This is a genomic window from Nocardiopsis kunsanensis DSM 44524, from assembly GCF_000340965.1.
Lineage (GTDB): Bacteria > Actinomycetota > Actinomycetes > Streptosporangiales > Streptosporangiaceae > Nocardiopsis > Nocardiopsis kunsanensis.
In genome coordinates, this window is sequence record NZ_ANAY01000042.1 from 1 (window position 1) to 18,313 (window position 18,313).

At 69.4% G+C, this 18,313-nt stretch carries 16 protein-coding genes and 1 tRNA gene; 7 read left to right on the forward strand and 10 right to left on the reverse strand.

Annotated features, from left to right (window positions below):
- Positions 1–71 precede the first annotated feature (71 nt).
- Positions 72–245, forward strand: coding sequence for a hypothetical protein (locus tag D456_RS26955; protein WP_017578124.1), 174 nt, complete (start codon positions 72–74; stop codon positions 243–245).
- On the forward strand, positions 245–1,162 hold the full coding sequence (locus tag D456_RS24720) for an SAM-dependent methyltransferase (RefSeq protein ID WP_017578125.1): 918 nt from the start codon (positions 245–247) through the stop codon (positions 1,160–1,162). The genes D456_RS26955 and D456_RS24720 overlap by 1 nt, the downstream gene beginning before the upstream one ends.
- A gap of 43 nt (positions 1,163–1,205) precedes the next feature.
- On the opposite strand, the gene D456_RS24725 is transcribed toward D456_RS24720, so the two are convergent.
- The 5 genes from D456_RS24725 to D456_RS0120935 all read right to left on the reverse strand — a co-directional run bounded on the left by D456_RS24725 (position 1,206) and on the right by D456_RS0120935 (position 6,687).
- Complete coding sequence (locus tag D456_RS24725; RefSeq protein ID WP_152442639.1) at positions 1,206–1,718, reverse strand: hypothetical protein; 513 nt, start codon at positions 1,716–1,718, stop codon at positions 1,206–1,208.
- A gap of 96 nt (positions 1,719–1,814) precedes the next feature.
- Positions 1,815–3,413, reverse strand: coding sequence for an ABC-F family ATP-binding cassette domain-containing protein (locus tag D456_RS0120915; protein ID WP_026116082.1), 1,599 nt, complete (start codon positions 3,411–3,413; stop codon positions 1,815–1,817).
- A 739-nt stretch (positions 3,414–4,152) separates the two neighbouring features.
- A complete protein-coding gene (locus D456_RS0120920) occupies positions 4,153–4,446 on the reverse strand; it encodes a hypothetical protein (RefSeq protein ID WP_017578128.1) in 294 nt (97 codons plus the stop codon).
- Positions 4,447–5,124: 678 nt separating this feature from the next.
- A tRNA-Arg gene (locus tag D456_RS0120930) sits at positions 5,125–5,200 on the reverse strand.
- 230 nt (positions 5,201–5,430) lie between these two features.
- Complete coding sequence (locus D456_RS0120935) at positions 5,431–6,687, reverse strand: aspartate aminotransferase family protein (RefSeq protein ID WP_017578130.1); 1,257 nt, start codon at positions 6,685–6,687, stop codon at positions 5,431–5,433.
- Between the two features lie 161 nt (positions 6,688–6,848).
- Here D456_RS0120935 and D456_RS0120940 point away from each other — a divergent pair, with 161 nt between their 5' ends.
- Entirely contained in the window at positions 6,849–8,312 is a 1,464-nt protein-coding gene (locus D456_RS0120940) for an NAD-dependent succinate-semialdehyde dehydrogenase (RefSeq protein ID WP_017578131.1), read from the forward strand.
- Between the two features lie 43 nt (positions 8,313–8,355).
- Here the strand turns inward: D456_RS0120940 and D456_RS0120945 are convergent, their stop codons facing one another.
- From D456_RS0120945 to D456_RS0120960, 4 genes are all read right to left on the reverse strand, one after another.
- Positions 8,356–9,042: a GntR family transcriptional regulator gene (locus D456_RS0120945; RefSeq protein ID WP_017578132.1), complete on the reverse strand. Its 687-nt coding sequence runs from the start codon at positions 9,040–9,042 to the stop codon at positions 8,356–8,358.
- A 157-nt stretch (positions 9,043–9,199) separates the two neighbouring features.
- A complete protein-coding gene (locus D456_RS0120950; RefSeq protein WP_017578133.1) occupies positions 9,200–9,940 on the reverse strand; it encodes a maleate cis-trans isomerase family protein in 741 nt (246 codons plus the stop codon).
- 23 nt (positions 9,941–9,963) lie between these two features.
- Positions 9,964–10,761, reverse strand: a complete 798-nt coding sequence (locus D456_RS0120955) for a maleate cis-trans isomerase family protein (protein ID WP_017578134.1) — start codon at positions 10,759–10,761, stop codon at positions 9,964–9,966.
- An 80-nt stretch (positions 10,762–10,841) separates the two neighbouring features.
- On the reverse strand, positions 10,842–11,324 hold the full coding sequence (locus D456_RS0120960; protein ID WP_026116083.1) for a DUF3830 family protein: 483 nt from the start codon (positions 11,322–11,324) through the stop codon (positions 10,842–10,844).
- A 308-nt stretch (positions 11,325–11,632) separates the two neighbouring features.
- Here D456_RS0120960 and D456_RS0120965 point away from each other — a divergent pair, with 308 nt between their 5' ends.
- The 3 genes from D456_RS0120965 to D456_RS0120975 all read left to right on the forward strand — a co-directional run bounded on the left by D456_RS0120965 (position 11,633) and on the right by D456_RS0120975 (position 15,079).
- Positions 11,633–12,658, forward strand: coding sequence for a D-2-hydroxyacid dehydrogenase (locus D456_RS0120965; RefSeq protein ID WP_017578136.1), 1,026 nt, complete (start codon positions 11,633–11,635; stop codon positions 12,656–12,658).
- Between the two features lie 34 nt (positions 12,659–12,692).
- Positions 12,693–14,201, forward strand: a complete 1,509-nt coding sequence (locus D456_RS0120970) for an amidase (protein WP_017578137.1) — start codon at positions 12,693–12,695, stop codon at positions 14,199–14,201.
- Positions 14,202–14,419: 218 nt separating this feature from the next.
- Positions 14,420–15,079 (forward strand): response regulator, encoded by a 660-nt coding sequence (locus D456_RS0120975; protein ID WP_017578138.1) that lies wholly within the window; start codon positions 14,420–14,422, stop codon positions 15,077–15,079.
- 28 nt (positions 15,080–15,107) lie between these two features.
- Here D456_RS0120975 and D456_RS0120980 read toward each other — a convergent pair whose 3' ends face one another.
- Positions 15,108–16,871 carry a sensor histidine kinase gene (locus D456_RS0120980; RefSeq protein WP_017578139.1) on the reverse strand — a complete coding sequence of 588 codons (1,764 nt, stop codon included), beginning with the start codon at positions 16,869–16,871 and terminating at the stop codon, positions 15,108–15,110.
- 614 nt (positions 16,872–17,485) lie between these two features.
- On the opposite strand from D456_RS0120980, the gene D456_RS0120985 reads away from it, so the two are divergent.
- Positions 17,486–18,307, forward strand: a complete 822-nt coding sequence (locus D456_RS0120985) for a hypothetical protein (RefSeq protein WP_026116084.1) — start codon at positions 17,486–17,488, stop codon at positions 18,305–18,307.
- Positions 18,308–18,313 lie beyond the last annotated feature (6 nt).

Sequence of the window (18,313 nt, forward strand, 5' to 3'; positions counted from 1 at the left end):
TCAGGTCATCCCAGACAACATCAGGTCAGAGCAAAACGGAAGCGCGACTGTAGTACCAGCTGCTGGAAAGTGTGCTGGGGGACCGGGAACGGGCCGAACAGTCGGTCGCCCGCCTGTACGGGGGGTTCGACGTCACGCCCGACATACCGATCGCGCAGAACGTGCTGCGCGCCTTCGGAAAGGCGGGGCTGCTGGAGCACCCGGCGGTGCGGTCGAGCTTCCGCAAGATCGGGTGGGAGGTCTGATGGCCGCGGTGATCTCGCACGGCTCCAGCGCGAACAGCGCACCGCTGGAGGAGGTCGTCCTCGCCGTCGAGCGCCGGCTCCGCGCCTCCGACCGACTCCTGTTGGGACTGGACGAGGAGCTGGAGATCCTCGCCGAGCTCCAGAAGTTCCCCCTGGGCCGGTTCCTCCTGCGCAACCAGGGCCTCAACGGGTACTGGACGTCCTACATCTTCCGTTTCGAGCCGGGGAGGCCGACCTCCTCCCCCATGGAGGAGTGGCTGCTGACCAGATCGCTCCTGTCCGGCGCCCGCGAGCGGTTCCAGCGCTCCAGGGAGGAGATCGCTCGGTCGATCACCGACGGGGCCGTGCTGGCCTCCGTGCCGTGCGGAGTCATGGACGACCTGTTGCGGCAGGACTACGGGAGCGCCCCGGGGGTCCGGCTCGTCGGGGTCGACCTCGACACGGAGTCCCTGGCGCTGGCGGAGGAGGAGGCCCGGGCCCGCGGGCTCGGAGACCGCAGCGAGTTCATCCGCGCGGACGCCTGGGACCTCGGCATCAACGCCGAGTTCGACCTGCTGGTGAGCAATGGGCTCAACATGTACGAACCCGACGGTGACCGGCTGATCGAGCTGTACCGCAACTTCGCCCGCGCGCTGCGCCCCGGCGGACGACTGCTGGTCAGCTTCCTCACCCCGCCCCCGCCGCCGCCGTGGGAGGCGCCCCAGCGGGCCGCCGAGTGGGAGAGGTACGGCATCGCCGAGGAGGACCTGCGCCGGGAACTCGCCCTGTTCGGCGACATCATCCAGGCAAAATACCTCAACTTCGTCAGCGAGAGCGACACCCGGGCGCAGTTGGAACGAGCCGGCCTCACGGTCGAGTCCATGAACTACAGCGACGGCGGGGTACTGCCGATCGTCTCGGCGGTCAAACCGGACTGAGCGGAGCGGCCGGGAGAGTACGGGCCGCCTCCCGGCCACGCCGCTACACCACCTTCTCCGGGGTTCGGGGCTCAGGGGCCCCGGACCCACCGTCAGGCGGACCGACTCGGAAGCGAGCCAGCGCCTCCGCCGTGCGTGTCCCGTACTTGCGGCGGGCCGTGGCGAAGGTGATGCCGAGGGAGTCGGCGATCTCGGACCACGACACACCGGCCGCGCGGTCGCGCGCAACGGCCGCGTCCGTCGCCTCCTGGGCCAGTCCGATGAGGTGCGCGACCTCGGCCGACCTTGGCGTGGCGCCCTCGGCGAGTCCGCCGCGCGCCCGGAACACGGCGTCGAGCAGCCTCATAACCGTCGCGCACAGCTCCTCGTCCAGTGTCGGCACCGCGGTATCGGCCGCCACCCCGCCGCGACTCCGGGCGCGGTAGGACGCCTGCCTGCACGCGGTGGAGCAGAACCGCCAGCGGGCGGTCGCCTTCGGCGGACGCGGCACGTCGCAACGCGGTCCGGCGCAGGTCGTCGAGTCCGTGGTTTCGTGGTCGCCTGACGTCGTGGGCAACATCGGTCTCCATCGTGGTGGCTCGAACTCTCAACAGGAAGGGGCGGCGGTGCGGCGGGTGGACCGGTCCGCCCGCCGCACCGCGCACAGGCGGTATCAGGAGAGGGAGACCAACTCGTGGTACTCGTCCCTCCACAGGTCCTCGTCGCCGTCCGGCAACAGGAGCACACGGTCGGGACGAAGAGCGTCGATGGCGCCTTCGTCGTGTGTGACCAGGACGACCGCCCCGCGGTAGGAGTCGATCGCCCGCAGGATCTCCGCGCGTGACGCCGGGTCGAGGTTGTTGGTCGGTTCGTCGAGCAGCAGCACGTTGGCGTCGGAACACACCAGTGTCGCCAGCGCGAGGCGGGTCTTCTCCCCGCCGGAGAGCACCCCCGCCGGCTTCTGGGTGTCGTCGCCGGAGAACAGGAAGGAACCCAGCATCAGGCGCGCCTCAGCGTGGGTGATGTGTGGCGCGGCGTCGGTCAGGTTCTCCAGGACCGTCCGGTTCGCGGCCAGCGTCTCGTGCTCCTGCGCGTAGTAGCCCAGCCGCGCGCCCGTGCCGAGCCGGACACTCCCGCCGTCCGGGCGCTCCCGCCCGGCCAGGATGCGCAGAAGGGTGGTCTTGCCCGCGCCGTTGAGTCCGAGGATCGCGATCCGCGAACCCCGGTCGACCGCCACGTCTACCCCCGTGAACACCTCGTGTGAGCCAAAGGACTTGGAGACGGACTCGGCAACGAGCGGGACCTTTCCACAGGGCGGAGGGTCAGGCAGGCGTAGCCTCGCCACCTTGCCCGCGCGGCGTTCGGGTTCGACCTCGGAGAGCATGCGGTTCGCCCGGCGGATCATGTTCTTGGCCGCCGTCGCGGTCTTCACGTTGCTCTGCATCCTCCCCGCCTGAACGCGAAGCTCGTCGGCCTTGCGCTGGGCGTTGACCCGTTCCCGGCGCCGTCGGCGGGCGTCCGCCTCCCGCTGCGCCAGGTAGGTCCGCCAGTCGGCGTTGTAGACGTCGATGTTGCTCCGGTTGGCGTCGAGGTGGAGCACCCGGTTGACAGTGGACTCCAGCAGATCGACGTCGTGGCTGATGAGGAGGAAGCCGCCGCTGTACTCGCGCAGGAACCGGCGCAGCCAGCGGATCGAGTCCGCGTCGAGGTGGTTGGTGGGCTCGTCCAGCAGCAGCGTGTCGTGTTCACCGAACAGCAGACGGGCCAACTCGACCCGGCGGCGCTGCCCGCCGGAGAGGCCGTCAAGCCGCTGTCGGAGGACCGCCTCGGACAGTCCGAGACTGGCGGCGACCTGGGCCGCCTCGGCCTCGACCGCGTACCCGCCATGTGCCAGGAACCGGTGCTCGGCCCGGGCGTAGGCCCGCATGGCCTTGTCCAGTTCGCGGCCCTGCGCTCGGGCCATGGCCTCCTCGGCGGCACGCAGGTCCCGGGCCGCCTCGTCGATGCCGCGGACGGACAGGATCCGGTCCGCGACGGTGCCGGATACGTCCCCGTCCTGCGAGGACTGCGGCAGGTACCCGACCGGGCCGGTGCGGTGGACCTCGCCCCCCGCGGGCGCCGTCTCGCCCGAGAGGACACGGACGAGGGTGGTCTTACCCGCGCCGTTGCGGCCGATGAGTCCGACCTTGTCGCCGGGTGAGATGTGGAAGCTCACGTTGTCGAGCAGCAGGCGCGCGCCGACGCGCACGGAAACACCGCTTGCGGTAATCAAGTGAATACTCTCCGGATCTGTCTCAAGACACAGTGGTGGTACGGCACTGAGGTCGGGAGCTAATAGATCCGGGATTCAGACATGCTGTGATGCTACTCAGGCCCCGGACGTTCCGCACGGTGTTTTCTCTGTGGCCCGGCCCGGCGGCGTGCCGCCTCGGGACAATCGGTGACAGCAGCCAGGGCGGCGGCCGAGCTCCGGAAACGCGGAGCGCCACGCCAGAAGCCGGTAGCCTCTCCGTCTGCCCCCATCGACACGTGTGGGAACAGTCACAGTCATGCTTTCGGGGCGCCTCTGCTCTGGTCGGTCATATGGGCGAGGAGTCCGATAAGCGCCGGAGGGCGGCGGGTTTCGCGGACTTCTGAGCCTGGTGACGCACCATAGATGGTGAAGTCTGTGGAACCGATGCCCTGTCCAGGGCAGCGTCTGACGCCCCGTCAGTAGCGGAGAGACGGGCGTACTCTCTGGTCGGAGCTGTAATCTGCTGGTTTTCCGGTGCTCGGAAGCGGTCGCTGTTCCACGTATGCGCCGCAGAGGGCCGAAAGGCGGCCGATCCGGCCGTCACGCGGAGGGAACGAACAAGCCCCTGGCGGCGTATTGCCTGTTCAGGGTCTTGTGGATGCGCGCTCGGGAGGACTCGAACCCCCGCACCCTGATCCGTGGTGAGTGGATGGCCGGACGAATATCCGCAGGTCAAATCCCATGTGGTGGTGCCTCCTCGCCGTACTGAGAGCGAATCTCATTTGGTGGGTCTGCCGTAGCAGATCAGCGTGCAGGCGATACCCGCGAAAGCGAGTTCGGCCAGGGGCCCCTGCAACTCCCGGGCGAACGTCTGCACGGCCAGGTCAATGAGTTCGGGCGCGATGGAGTCGCTGTCGGGCGCGCTTCCTGCCCCGGTCTCCAGCAAGAGGTCACGCCACTCGTGCTCGCTGTAGCCCTCTTCCACAGCCGTGCTGATCAGGTCCACCGCCCACAGCCCGTAACCGATGGCGAGCAGGTCATCGCCGAACCAGAAGTCGGTGCGCCGGTGCACCCTGCGGGTTTTTTGCGTTCCCGATCGTTGGCGTCGGCGTGGGCAACGAGAGCAGGCCCGTGCCCTGCTCGCCGCGCCTGTCCCGAATCCTGCGGGCTCCTCGGGACGAGTTCGGAGAAGGCCCGGACGGGCTTGGTCTTCTTCGGTGTACGCGGCCACCAGTCGGCCACAGGTGTTTGCCGACAGGCATGGCACCGGGCTCGCAAGACCGTATTCACCAAGGAGCAGCAGGAGAGCACGCTCGCCCAGGCGCGCCCTACGACCTGCGACGCGCGTGCGTGTCCACCTGGCTCAACGAGGGCATCAGCCCCGTCCAGGTGGCGGCTTGGGCAGGCCACAGCCAAGAGGCGCTCCTGCGGGTCTACGCCAAGTGCATCGACGGCAACGAAGAACGTGACAAGCGCCGTGGGGCGAAGGGTCTTGAGGGTTTTTGACCATCACGCCCCGCACCGGACCGCACCTCAGGACACAGAAAACCGTCAGTGGCCAGGTTCACATGCTTGGTTGAGCCAAGCCGTCCCCTCTGGCCCCGGGCGCCGAGCTCTTGACCACGTATTCGTCGCAGCCATCCGTAGGCGACCGGATCCGGCCGCTGCCAACCGGATGCCGTACTCCGCGGCAAAAGAGAACGCCCGGCCTGTTGGTGCAGGTCCGGGCGTTCTCTCCACTGTCTCAAGGTGGCGCACTCGGGAGGACTCGAACCCCCAACCTTCTGATCCGTAGTCAGATGCTCTATCCATTGAGCTACGAGTGCAGATTCTTTTGTTTTTCCCCGGTCGAGCTCCGCTCTCCCCGGCGACATCTTTGACTCTATCAGAGTCTCGGAGTGCTTCCGTGCCATCTTCCGGTGTGAACCGGACCATGTGCGCGAAGACCGTGACGTGCGTGGAACGCCGTCCCTTACGACGGTACCGCACCCGCAGGGGTGCCTCGTACGCGCTGGACGCGGCCCGGGGCGGGGCACGCCGCCCCGGGCCGCGTGGGTCAGGCGGAGGTCGCCTCCTCGACGGAAGCGGCCCACAGCTCCAGGGCGCTGTCGACCTGCTCGCCGTTGACGATCAGCGGCGGGATCATCCGGACGACGTTGCCCTGCGGTCCGCAGGTCAGCAGCAGTAGACCGTTCTGCGCGGCGGCCTGCTGCGCACGGGACGCGGCGGCCCCGTCCGGAGCGCCGTCGGCGGTGACGAACTCGCTGGCCAGCATCAGGCCTCGGCCGCGAACGTCACCGATCTCGGGGCGGACGGAACCGATCTTCTCCAAGCCCTGGCGCAGCCGCTCGCCCTGAGCGGCGACGTTGTCGACCAGGTTCTCCTCCTGGATGACGTCGAGGGTGGCCAGCGCGGCGGCGCACGCGACCGCGTTGCCGCCGTAGGTGCCGCCCTGCGAACCGGGCCAGGCCTTCTCCATGATCGAGGCCGGCGCGGCGATCGCCGAGAGGGGGAACCCGCTGGCCAGGCCCTTGGCGGTGATGACGATGTCGGGGCGGACCCCGGAGTGCTCGTGGCCCCAGAAGGTCCCGGTGCGCCCGAACCCGGTCTGCACCTCGTCGGCGACCAGGAGGAAACCGTGCTGGTCGGCGCGCTCGCGCAGACCCTGCATGAACGCGTCGGGCGCCGGAACGTACCCGCCCTCGCCGAGTACCGGCTCGATGAAGACCGCAGCGGTGTCCTTGGGGGCGGTCGTGGTGGCGAGTTGGTAGTCGAACTCGCGGAGGGCGTGGTCGACGGCCTCGGCCTCCGTCATCCCGAGGCGGTAGGCGTGGGGGAAGGGGGAGACGACGACACCGGGCATCAGCGGGCCGATGCCGGCGCGGATCTTGGTCCCGGACGTGGTGAGGGAGGCCGCGCCCATGGTGCGGCCGTGGAAGGAGCCGGTGAACACGATCGCGTTCTGGCGACCGGTTGCTTGGCGGGCCAGGCGCAGGGCGGCCTCGACGGCCTCACTGCCGGAGTTGACGTAGAAGAGCTGATCCAGGCCCTCGGGCAGAACCTCACCGAGCCGTTCGGTGAGCCGCAGCAGTGGGCGGTGCATGACGGTGGTGTACTGGCCGTGGATGAGAGTGCCGACCTGCTCCTGGGCGGCCGCGACCACCTTGGGGTGGCAATGGCCGGTACTGGTGACGCCGATTCCCGCCGTGAAGTCGAGAAAGCGGCGGCCGTCCTCGTCGTAGATGTGCACACCCTCGCCTCGTGCGGCGAGCACGGGGGTCGCCTGCTTGAGAACCGGGGAGAGCTCCGCCATCGGTGGCCTCGATTCCGTGTTCGGGTTTTACGTAGGATTGTTGACAATCGACGTTGCTATGGAAGCATCCCAGCCGTGACGGTGTCCAGTGGGCTCACGTCGGGCAGTTCTGACCACAGGCCGACCATGATGGTCGGCCCCCCTCGACCGGAAGAAGGAACATGTCGGATCTGGAAGAACGAGTCGTCGCACAGGTGGAGAAGAAACTCTTCATCGGTGGCAAGTGGCAGGAAGCGGCCGCGGGCGGGACCTTCGAGGTCGAGGACCCTTCGACGCGCACCGCGCTCTGCGAGATCTCCGACGCCACCGACGTCGACGGGCTGGCCGCCCTCGCCGCAGCCCACAACGCCCAGCCCTCCTGGGGAAAGGTGGCCCCCCGTGAGCGGGGTGAGATCCTGCGCAAGGGCTACGAGCTGCTCATGGAGCGCCAGGATGAGCTGGCGACCCTCATGACCCTGGAGATGGGCAAACCGCTGCCCGAGGCCAAGGGCGAGATCGCCTACGCGGCGGAGTTCTTCCGCTGGTTCTCGGAGGAGGCGGTCCGCATCGAGGGCGGGTTCGCCACGGCCCCCAACGGCCAGGCGCGTTTCCTCATCATGCGCCAGCCCGTCGGCCCGTCGGTGCTCATCACCCCGTGGAACTTCCCCATGGCCATGGGCACCCGCAAGATCGGCCCGGCGATCGCGGCCGGGTGCACCATGATTCTCAAACCCGCCCAGCAGACACCTCTGTGCGCCCTCGCCCTCGCCGGCATCCTCCAGGAGGCCGGTCTGCCCGAGGGGGTGCTGAGCGTGCTGCCCACGACCAACGCCGGCGGGCTCACCGAGCCGCTGCTGCGCGACGGGCGGATCCGCAAGCTGTCCTTCACCGGTTCCACCGGTGTAGGACGCAAACTCCTGGAGCAGAGCTCGGAGAAGGTCCTGCGCACCTCCCTGGAACTGGGCGGCAACGCACCGTTCCTGGTCTTCGACGACGCCGACATGGACGCCGCCGTCGACGGGGCGATGCTCGCGAAGATGCGCAACATCGGCGAGGCCTGCACCGCCGCCAACCGTATCTACGTCCAGTCCGGGGTGGCCGAGGAGTTCGCCGACCGCCTCAGCCGCCGCATGGGCGAGCTCCGGGTCGGCCGCGGCCTGGAGGAAGGTGTCGACGTGGGTCCGCTGATCGACGAGAAGGCCCGTGACAAGGTGCAGTCGCTGGTCGACGACGCCGTCGGCAAGGGTGCGCGTGTGCTCGTGGGCGGTGAACGAGGGAGCAGCGCCGGGCACTTCTACCAGCCGACGGTGCTCTCCGGTGTGCCCCACGACGCGGAGATGTCCGACACCGAGATCTTCGGCCCCGTCGCACCGGTGTCCTCCTTCGATACGGAGGAGGAGGCGATCCGGCTCGCCAACAACACCGAGTACGGGCTGGTCAGCTACGTCTACACCACCGACCTCAGCCGGGCCTTCCGGGTGAGCGAGGCGCTGGAGGCCGGGATGGTCGGCCTCAACCAGGGCGTGGTCTCCAACCCGGCGGCCCCGTTCGGCGGGATCAAGCAGTCCGGCCTGGGCCGCGAGGGCGGCGACGTCGGTATCGACGAGTTCCTCGAGTACAAGTACGTGGGGGTCGGCGGGGTCTGATCCCGCGAGCCGCACCGTTGCGGCCCACGCGGATCACCGTCCGTCAGCCCTCGGGCGAGTCCGGCGTGGGCCGCTCGGCGTTGATCCGGTCCACAGTGTCGATCATGTGCTCCTCGATGAGCTCCAGCAGCCGATCCTCGGCGCCGTCGACGATCGCGTCGAGGATGCGGCGGTGCTCCTGCAGGAGCTCGTCGGGCTCCGGGTAGGTCTCCTGCATCGCCGTCAGGCACATGCGGGTCTCCACCAGCAATGTCTGGGCCATCCGCTCCAGTCGGCTGTTGCCCGCACAGCTGACCAAGGTCTGGTGGAAGGCCTGGTCGGCGTCGCTCATGAGATCCCGGTCGTGGCTCCGCGCAGCCTCGGCCAGACGCTCCAGAGCGGGGGTCAGGCGGGCCACGGCCTCGCCCCGGTTGCCCCGGATGATGAGCTCGCACGCGGTGCGTTCCACGGCGAGCCGGGCGGTGTAGACGTCGCGTACGTCGTCCGGGGTCAATTCGCGGACGAACAGCCCCCGGTGGCGTTCACTGCGCAGCAGCCCCTCCTGCACCAGCCGCTGCATCGCCTCGCGCAGCGGCCCGCGGCTCACCCCCAGCCGTCCGGCCAGGTCCGCCTCCCCCAACTGGTCGCCGGGGGAGAGGGAACCGTACATGATCGCAGACCTGAGCTGGTCGGCGATGAGCTCGGCGGTGGAGCGTCGGGGCACGGGTCTGAGTTGTCCTGAGGCGGACATGGGTCGTTCTCCTTCCTGAGGACGGGGATCGGACTCGACGTGACGTTGAGGTTATGGCATGTTCTCCGGGCCTTCGTCCGTGTGCGGGCGGATCGTCGCTCGTCGGCGGCCGGGCGCGGAGCGGCCCGCGCCCGGCACCGGAACGGGATCAGCGGCTCTACAGGTCGGTGTCGACCGGACCGGTCCCGGAACGGAAGAGCGATCCGGGACCTTTGTCGGTGTCGGTCGCCCCGGCCAGCCGCAGGCCCTCCCACACACTCACCTGGTTGGCGGTGAGCACGGACTTGCCCAGACGGGACTCCAGCGCATCGACCAGGTCGGCGCTGTGCATGGCGGTGTCGGGCACCAGGACGGCCCCGGCCGCGGAGTGGTCGTTGCTGACGACGAAGTCGACGACCTCGCCCGGATCGAGTACACCGACCTCGGCAGCGGTGGGCACGCCATGGCTGGCCAGTGACAGCACGTTCACCCCGGCGGCCCCCAGGAACTCCACGAACTTCGCCGAGACGTCGTCGGGATAGGTCGCCGCGATCGCCACATCGTGCACGCGCAGCTGACGCAGGGCGTGCACGAACGCGAACGAGGTGCTGGAGGCCGGCACCCCGGCACGAGCGCGCACCCCAGCGACCTGGTCGCGTGCACCGTCCCGACCGAACACGAAACTGCCGCTGGTGCAGGCCCACACCGCGGCGTCCACGTCCATGCGGGCGAGTTCGTCGGCGCCCTCGGCGAGGACGTCGGGGCCGCCGACGTCCAGTAGGGCGTCCACCCGGTGGGCGTCCTCACGCATGAGGGTGTGCACCACCGGGAGTTCGATACCGTCGCCGAGTCGTTCGGCGAAGGCCTGGTAATCGTCCTGGGCGCTGTGCCCCGGGTAGAGGAATCCGACGCGGGTCACTCGTTCTCCTTCGGGTCGGGGGCTCACACCCTGCTCGGCGCGGTCGCCTCCACCAGGCCCTGCCCGTGGGCGACCGCTCGACGGTCGGCGTCGGCCAACAAGGCCCACATGGTCACCTGGTTGGCGGCCAGGACGGGCTTGCCGAGCTCCTGTTCGAGCGGCGCGATGATGTCGTAGGTGAGCACGTTGGTGCAGCTGATGTAGACCGCCTCGGCGTCGGGGTGGTCCACGGCGTGCACGGCGTTCGAGACCTCGGCGTAGGTGACCCGCCAGATGTGGCTGAGCAGGCCGAGACCGATGCTGGAGGTCACCTCGACGCCGTGCTCGCCGAGGTAGGACAGGAGCCGGTCGGTGACGCTGTCCACGTAGGGGGTCACCACCGCGATCCGGTCGAGGTCCATGGCGCCCAGGGCCCGGACCAGCGCTCCGGAGGTGGTGACGGCGTGGGGAGCGCCCGCTCCCACCATCGTGTGGTGCAGGGCGTTCTCACCCTCGGACCCGTGGACGAAGCTGCCCGAGGCGCAGGCGTAGCCGATGGCACGCGGTTCCGGGGCGAGCAGGGCGCGGACCGCGGGATCCACCTGTTCGGCCCGGCTCAGGGCTGCGGCCTGGTCGACCGTCACCGGTACGTGGACGTAGGGCAGCCGTGTGATGTGCAGTGAGACGTCGTCGGGTGTCCACCGCCACAGTTCGCGGTCCAGCGCGAAGTCGTAGGGGGCGATGACGCCCACGCCCGCTTGCCAGGGCGTCGTCCGGCTCGCGGCCAGTTCGACGACCTGTGCTTCGGCGCCGGTGTCTGTCTCGTTTCGGTTGATCCGCATCGGTCACTCACCTCCCGGAACGTGTCGTGTGTGTTGTGTGTGCGGTCCCGCGGAGTTCGTGTCCGTGTCGAGCTCGTGGATCACCGGTCGAGTCGCTCGTAGAGCAGGCGTTCGCCGACGCTGCCGGAGCGCCAGACGTCGTTGCAGGCCTCGGCCATGGCGGGAAGGTTCTCGACGACGGTCGCGAAGACGTTGCCGGGCACCCAGCCCACATCGCCGTTGATGAGCAGGTTGTTGCGTCCGTAGAAGAGGGCCAGGTCGATCACCCCGGGCAGGTGGTCGATGTTCTTGTCCTCCTTGAACGAGCGGTCGAGCATGCCGCCGTCGAAACAGAAGTAGACGATGTCGCCGGGGATGGGGGTGACGGTCGGGTTCTCCTGGCCCGGCTCGGTCTCGGCGAAGCGGGGGACCATCGTGTAGACCTCGTTGCGCGCGTACTTGGCGTGCTGCACCGCGTCACCCTGGGGCAAAGCGTTCCAGACGGCCTCGCACGTGCGGGGGGCGTCCTCGTCGAGCAACTCGGCCACGCAGGAGACCCCTCGCTCCGCGAGAGTGATCCTCATGTGTCGGGGCAACGTCGTGTGTCCCTTCGGATGGTGCGTTCTGTGGTGTTCACACAGTTGAGGGCGGTTTTCGTTCCATATCCAACCATGGATTGTCAACAATCATACGATTGGTGACTGGGGTGCGGCAATAGAAGCCCGGGGCACGGGTAGAGGGGCGGTGAGTGCGGGTTCGAGGGGTCCGGTTTACCCAGGAAAAGCCGCTTTGTGGATTGTTGACAATCTGCTGGCGGCTCCCTAGCGTTCATCGTGCCGGGCGAACCGACCTCACCCGCAGGCAGCATCAGTCGTAACCGGAGTGCACGCCCGTGAACAGTTCCGCCCCGTCCGCCCCGAACAGCCCCCGGCTCGTCGTACTCACAGGTGAGGAACCCCTGCCCCGGCCCGAACGCATCGACGACGAACCGCGCCTGGGCGAGGTGGTCCACGTGACCGCCGACGAACTCGGCACCGCGCTCCCCGGAGCGGACGCGCTGCTGGTCTGGGACCTGTTCTCCGAGGCGCTGGCCGAGGCCTTCCCCGAGGCCGACTCCCTGCGGTGGGTCCACGCCGCCACCACCGGCGTCGACAACCTCATGTTCCCCGCGCTCGTGGACAGCGACGTAGTGGTGACCAACTCCCGAGGCATCTTCGACGAGCCCATCGCCGAGTACGTGCTCGGCCAGGTCATCGCCTTCGCCAAGGGCTTCCACCGCACGTGGGAGCTTCAGCACGAGCGTGTCTGGAAGCATCGCGAGACCGAACGGGTGGCCGGTAAACGCGCCCTCGTCGTGGGTACCGGCCCCATCGGCCGCCACATCGGGCGCAAACTCGCCGCGGTGGGTATGCGGGTGCACGCTTCCGGAAGCCACGCCCGCGAAGGGGACACCGACTTCGGGACCGTCGCCGAGTCCACGCTGGAGGAGCACGCCCGGAACGGCGGCCCCACCCTGCAGCAGGAACTCCCCGAGGCCGACTACGTCGTCATCGCCGCCCCGCTCACCGAGTCCACCCACGGCCTCGTCGACCGGCGCTTCCTCGACCTCATGAAACCCACCGCACGCCTCGTCAACGTGGCGCGCGGTCCCATCGTCGTCCAGAGCGACCTGGTGGCGGCGCTCGAGAGCGGCGCCATCGACGGGTCCGCCCTGGACGTCTTCGAACGCGAGCCCCTCAAGGCGATCAACCCCCTGTGGGGACTGCCGGGCTCCATCGTCTCGCCGCACATGTCCGGTGACGTGGTCGGCTGGCGCGACGAACTCGTCGACCTCTTCCTGGACAACCTCGCCCGCTACCTGGACGGGCGCGAACTGCTCCATGTCGTCGACAAGGACCGGGGCTACGTCCCCGGCTGATCTGCGAACCGCGGTGTGACACTGGGAGGCTGAAGTGACGATCCGTTCCGACCGGGCCGGGACAGAGACCGCGGGCGTCGGCCCGGCCGACGGCGCCGTGGGCCGGACAAGTGTCCCGCGGGCGCGCGACGCGCACAGCGGCGTTCCGGCCGACCTCTCCGCCGAACAACTGTTGCACGGTTACGCCACCGGGGAGCTCTCCCCGGTGGAGGCCACCGAATCCGTACTCGAACGCATCGAACAGGACAACCCGGCCCTCAATGCCTTCTGCCTCGTGCGCCCCGAGGAAGCCCTCGAGGCGGCCCGCGCCTCCGCCGAACGCTGGCGGCGCGGTGCGCCCGAGGGACTGCTCGACGGGGTGCCGACCGCGGTCAAGGACATCCACCTCACCAAGGGCTGGCCCACCCTGAAGGGGTCGCTCAACACACCGCAGGAAGGGCCGTGGGAGGAGGACTCCCCGGTCACGGCGCGGCTGCGCGAGCACGGGGCGGTCTTCGTCGGCAAGACCACCACCCCCGAGATCGCGTGGAAGGGTGTGACCGACAGTCCGCTCACCGGGGTGACCCGGAACCCGTGGGACCTGTCGACCACCCCGGGCGGTTCCAGCGGGGGAGCGGCCGCCGCGGTCGCTGCCGGCATGGGACCGCTGGCCACCGGTACCGACGGCGGCGGGTCCATCCGTATCCCCGCGAGCTTCACCGGTGTCTGCGGGATCAAGCCCACGTGGGGGCTGGTACCGCACTACCCGGCCAGCCCCTTCGGTTCCCTCGCACACACCGGTCCGATGACCCGCACCGTCGGTGATCTGGCTCTGATGCTGGAGGCCGTCACCGGGTTCGACCCGCGTGACTGGATGGCCATGCCCACCCCGGCGCCCGGCCTGGGCGACGTGAGACTGCACCGCGACCCCGAGGACCTGGTGCGCGGTATGCGCATCGCCTACAGCCCCACACTCGGCAACAACTCCGTGGACCCGGAGGTGGCGCGTGTGGTGGCCGACGCCGTCAGCGTGTTCGAGGCGTTGGGCGCACACGTGGATGAGGCCGACCCGGGGCTGCCCGAGTGCCGCCGCGACTTCGAGGTCCTGTGGAACAGCGGAGCCGCCAAGGCCACCGAGCACCTCGACGACCGGCAGCGGGACCTGCTCGACCCGGGGCTGCGGGAGATCATCGAGGAGGGCCTGTCCTTCTCGGCGCAGGACTACCTCACCGCGATGGCCACCCGTATGGACATGGGCAAGCGCATGGGCCTGTTCCACACCACCTACGACCTGCTGCTCACCCCGGCGATGCCGATGACCGCCTTCGAGGCCGGTACGGAGTCCCCGCCGCAGTTGGCCGGGCAGCGCTGGACCTCCTGGGCGGGGTTCAGCTACCCGTTCAACATGACCCAGCAGCCGGCCGCGAGCGTGCCGTGCGGGTTCAGTGAGGCGGGCCTGCCCATCGGTCTGCAGGTGATCGGTCCGCGCCACTCCGACGGTCGGGTCCTGGCGGCCTGCCGGGCCTTCGAGCTCGCACGCCCCTGGGCAGGGCACCGTCCGTGAGGGAGATGACGGACGTGCGTGGGCAGATCACGGCATCATCACGTTCCTGAGCGTCCGGGTGCGGGCACGACCACCGTTTCGTGTGCGTAATGTCCGCATCCAGGACTTTCGGCCGGGGCCGGAACGCCCTTCGGGCCCGCATGCCGGGCCCTTCCCGTATTACCGTTCTCCTGGGCGCGGTGTGCGCCACGCGCAGACCCCGGGGTAAGGATGGTCCGATGACGGGCGGTGCTGGGAAGCAGATCAGGGTCTTCCTCGTGGACGACCACGAGGTCGTGCGCCGAGGTGTGGCGGCCCTGCTGGAGAGCGAGGACGACATGACGGTCGTCGGCGAGGCCGGGACCGCCGAACAGGCCCTGTCCCGTATCCCCGTCGTGGTCCCCGACGTGGCCGTCCTCGACGTGCGACTGCCGGGCGGGTCCGGTGTGCAGGTCTGCCGCGACATCCGTTCCGGCCATCCCGAGATCGCCTGCCTCATGCTCACCTCGTTCGCCGACGAGGACGCCCTCTACGACGCCGTCATGGCGGGCGCTGCCGGATACGTGCTCAAACAGATCCACGGAGCCGACCTCGTCGGGGCGGTGCGGACCGTCGCATCCGGTGGTTCGCTGCTGGACTCCGGTAGCACCGGGGCGATGATGGAACGCTTGCGCGGCGGGCAGTCCGAACCCGACCCGTTGGCCGAACTCACCCCGCAGGAGCGCCAGATCCTCGACCTCATCGGCGAGGGCATGACCAACCGCCAGATCGGCGAACGCCTGTACCTGGCGGAGAAGACCGTGAAGAACTACGTGTCGGCGCTGTTGTCCAAGCTCGACCTCAAACGCCGTACCCAGGCGGCCGTACTCGTCGCCGAACTGCGGGGCCGCCGCTACTGAGCTCGTCCGGCAGGGGCGCGGCCCGGGCTCAGAGCCCCTCGGTGTGGTCGCTGCCGTCGTCGGGGACCGGCACACGCCACACCAGGATCGTGCCGTACTCATCCCCGCGTTCGGCGGAGAAGTCCCCGCCCAGCGCACGGGCGCGTTCGTCGAGGTTGCGCAGACCGCTGCGGCGCCCGCCCTCGCTCAGCCCGATGCCGTTGTCGGTGACGGTGAGCGTCAGGGAGGTGGGCCGGCCCGGGGCGCCGGGCTCGTCCACACTCACCGACACGTGCACCTCGGTGGCGCGCGCGTGCCTGGCCACGTTGGTGAGGCTCTCGCCCAGCACCGCCAGCAGCTGTTCACCGGTCTCGTCGGGCACAGAGGCGTCGATGGGGCCGTCCAGGCTGACGCCGGGGTGGCACCCCAGGCTGTTGGCGGTGTTCTCCGACAGTTCGAGGATGCGTCCGCGCAGTGAGGTGTCCTTGCGGTTCGGCGGGTTCTGCAGTGCGAAGATCGTGGACCGGATCTCGCGGATCGTGCCGTCCAGCTCGTCTATGGTGCGCTGCATACGTTCCTCGGCCTCGGGCGAGGTGATGAGCCGCATCGTGCTCATGAGGGTCATCGCCGACGCGAACAGGCGTTGGATGACCACGTCGTGCAGGTCCTTGGCGATGCGGTCGCGTTCCTCCAGGACCACGAGACGCTCGGTGTCGCGGCGCGCCTCGGCCAGCTCCAGCGCCACCCCCGCCTGCACGGAGAAGGAGTGCATCATCCGGCTGGTGGTGGAGGTGAAGGGTGCGCGGTCGGAGAGCTTGCCGAGCAGGAGCACACCCCTGGTGTTGCCGGGGGTACCGAGCGGGATCATCAGCCCGGGCCCGTACCCCCGGTGGGTGAGCATCGGGCAGTTGGCCTCGCGCAGGTCGGAGATCGTGCGTGCCTCGCCGTTCTCGTACACCCACCCGCAGAGGGTCTGCCGGATCTCCACGGGGGTACCGAGGATCTCCTGGGCCACGGGCCCGTCGGCGATCTCGGCGAACAGGTGGCCGCGGGCGTGGCGGTCCGGGAGCAGGATCACGGCGGTGTCGGCACCGCCGATCTCCCGGCTCTGCCCCGCCATGAACCCGAGGACCTCCTTGGTGTCGGCCCCCGACAGGAGCCGGGTGGTGATCTCGGTGGAGGCGGCCAGCCAGCGCTCGCGCAGCCGTGTCTCCTCGTACAACCGGGCGTTCTCGATCGCGACACCGGCTGCAGTGGCCAGCGCCGTGACCATCGCCTCGTCCTCGGCGTCGAACTCGTTGCCGTCGGTCTTGTCGGTGAGGTAGAGGTTGCCGAAGACCTCGTCCCGGACCTGGATGGGCACACCGAGGAAACTGATCATGTGCGGGTGCCCGCTCGGGAAACCGCTGAAATCGGGGTGGTCGCGCAGGTCGGACAGGCGCAACGGGGTCGGGTCGCGCTGGGGCCTGCCGAGGATGCCCTTGCCGTGCGGGAAGCGGTTGATCAGCTCGGTGCGTTCTTCGGACACCCCCACGGGGATGAACTCGCTGAACGCACCGTTCTCGTCGAGTACACCGAGACCGGCGTAACGTGCGCCGGTGAGACCGGCGGCGGCTTCGGTGAGCCGGCGCAGGACGGTGGCCAGATCGAGGTCGGCGCCGATGGTCAGGACCGCCTGCAGCAGGGAGTGGACACGTCCCTCGGGGGTGAGGTCGGTGGCGAGCTGCGAGTGGACCCCGGTGAGGAGAGCATCCAGATCGGTGGAGGGCTGGGTCCCGGAGGGGCCGGGGTGGCTCTCGGGGAGTTCGGTCATGTCTCGGTCAACCTCCGCAGAGCCGATCGCGGGGGCTCTGTTGGCAGGGTGTGTTTCCCTCGGGCGCGGTGATCGAAGCTATCGGCTCTCACGCCCGTCCGGCCAGCGCTCCACCACTATCGGGATGACTTGTGTCGGAATGGTCGTGCTCTGCTCGGTATTTCATGATAACGCCGCTTCGTGCGGGTCGATATGAGCCTCGGTCGAATCCGGTTGTCGATCTCGGGTCCGGACTGTGATCCGGATGCCGTGCGCGGCTTCGGGTGGTCGATCGTGCGATCGACGGCCGAGGCGCCGAAGGACGAGTCTACGCCGCTTCCGGGGGTCGACGGTGCGGTCACCGTAGGCAAAGGTCCCCGCGTGGTGGGTTTCGAGTACCCCGAGAGGCTGAATTTTGTTCTTTCGGGTGATTTGGATCCCTGTCCTGGTCAGGGGAACAGCTGAGGGCGGCGCGGGATTTCCGTCGCCGATTTTCCAGGAAAAGGGAAAGGTGGGGGAGGGCCCGTGCTAACGTCGGCGTGGCCTGGAAGCGGAGAGTGATGGCTTTCTCGCTGAAAGTGTCGGAGTGTCGATGTGTCGCACATCCGGCCCCTGCACCCGAAAGGACGTTCCCGGTGATCGGACGCCACGGCACCCCCGGCGCCCCCCGCGTCGGCGCTGTCGTGCTCTCCGGCCCGATCCGGCGGGTCCTGGTGCTCGGTGGCCTCCTCCTGGTCGCCCTGGCCGCCGTGTGGCTGGCCGCAGCACCGGTACAGGCCGAGGAACGCCCCGCACCGGGGACCGGGGTCCTGGCCGATGTCGGCCAGGACCTGCAGCAGGGGGCCGCCCTCGAGGCGAGCGGTCTGCACGAACCCCTCACCGACACGGTCGCCGGAGCCGGCGGACACGCCATCCGGGCCGTGGTGCGAGAAACCTCCGACCACCTGCCCGTGGACACCGGCACGCCGGAACCCACCGGCATCGGCGAGGCCACCCAGCGCGTGCACGACGACGTGTACACGGCGGTCGAGAACCTGCCCGGGGGCCACCGGGGTACCGGCCCCGTCCGCGAGGACGCGCCCGCACCGGAGGGGGAGACCGCGCGGGACGGGGGCGAGGGCGTGCCCCGGCCCCACGAGGCCGCACCCTCCGGGAGCCCGCCACAGGTCGAGGAGGCCGTCTCCGCACCCGAGCCTGCCCCGGCCGAGGCCGTCGCCGGTCCCGTCGACGAGTCCCCCGACACCGGTGACACCGCACCCGCCACCGGTTCCGGCAGCGGCGCCGGTGCTCTGTCCTCCCCGGCGGTCCCCACAGCGCTCACGCACGGGGTCGCCCCCGGTTACCTCTCCGCACCCGGGGCGCCGGCACCTGCCCCGGGCGAGATCCAGGCCGCCCGGCACGTACTGCGTTCCGTGCCCGCCGCCCCCGAGGACGAGACGGCCTTCTCGCCCGACTAGAGACGC

Excerpts from the sequence above, each read along its gene's own strand:
- D456_RS24720 (WP_017578125.1), top strand. The coding sequence starts at position 245 with ATGGCCGCGGTGATCTCGCACGGCTCCAGCGCGAACAGCGCACCGCTG.
- D456_RS0120935 (WP_017578130.1), bottom strand. The coding sequence starts at position 6,687 with ATGGCGGAGCTCTCCCCGGTTCTCAAGCAGGCGACCCCCGTGCTCGCC.
- D456_RS0120940 (WP_017578131.1), top strand. The coding sequence starts at position 6,849 with ATGTCGGATCTGGAAGAACGAGTCGTCGCACAGGTGGAGAAGAAACTC.
- D456_RS0120945 (WP_017578132.1), bottom strand. The coding sequence starts at position 9,042 with ATGTCCGCCTCAGGACAACTCAGACCCGTGCCCCGACGCTCCACCGCC.
- D456_RS0120955 (WP_017578134.1), bottom strand. The coding sequence starts at position 10,761 with ATGCGGATCAACCGAAACGAGACAGACACCGGCGCCGAAGCACAGGTC.
- D456_RS0120960 (WP_026116083.1), bottom strand. The coding sequence starts at position 11,324 with ATGAGGATCACTCTCGCGGAGCGAGGGGTCTCCTGCGTGGCCGAGTTG.
- D456_RS0120975 (WP_017578138.1), top strand. The coding sequence starts at position 14,420 with ATGACGGGCGGTGCTGGGAAGCAGATCAGGGTCTTCCTCGTGGACGAC.
- D456_RS0120980 (WP_017578139.1), bottom strand. The coding sequence starts at position 16,871 with ATGACCGAACTCCCCGAGAGCCACCCCGGCCCCTCCGGGACCCAGCCC.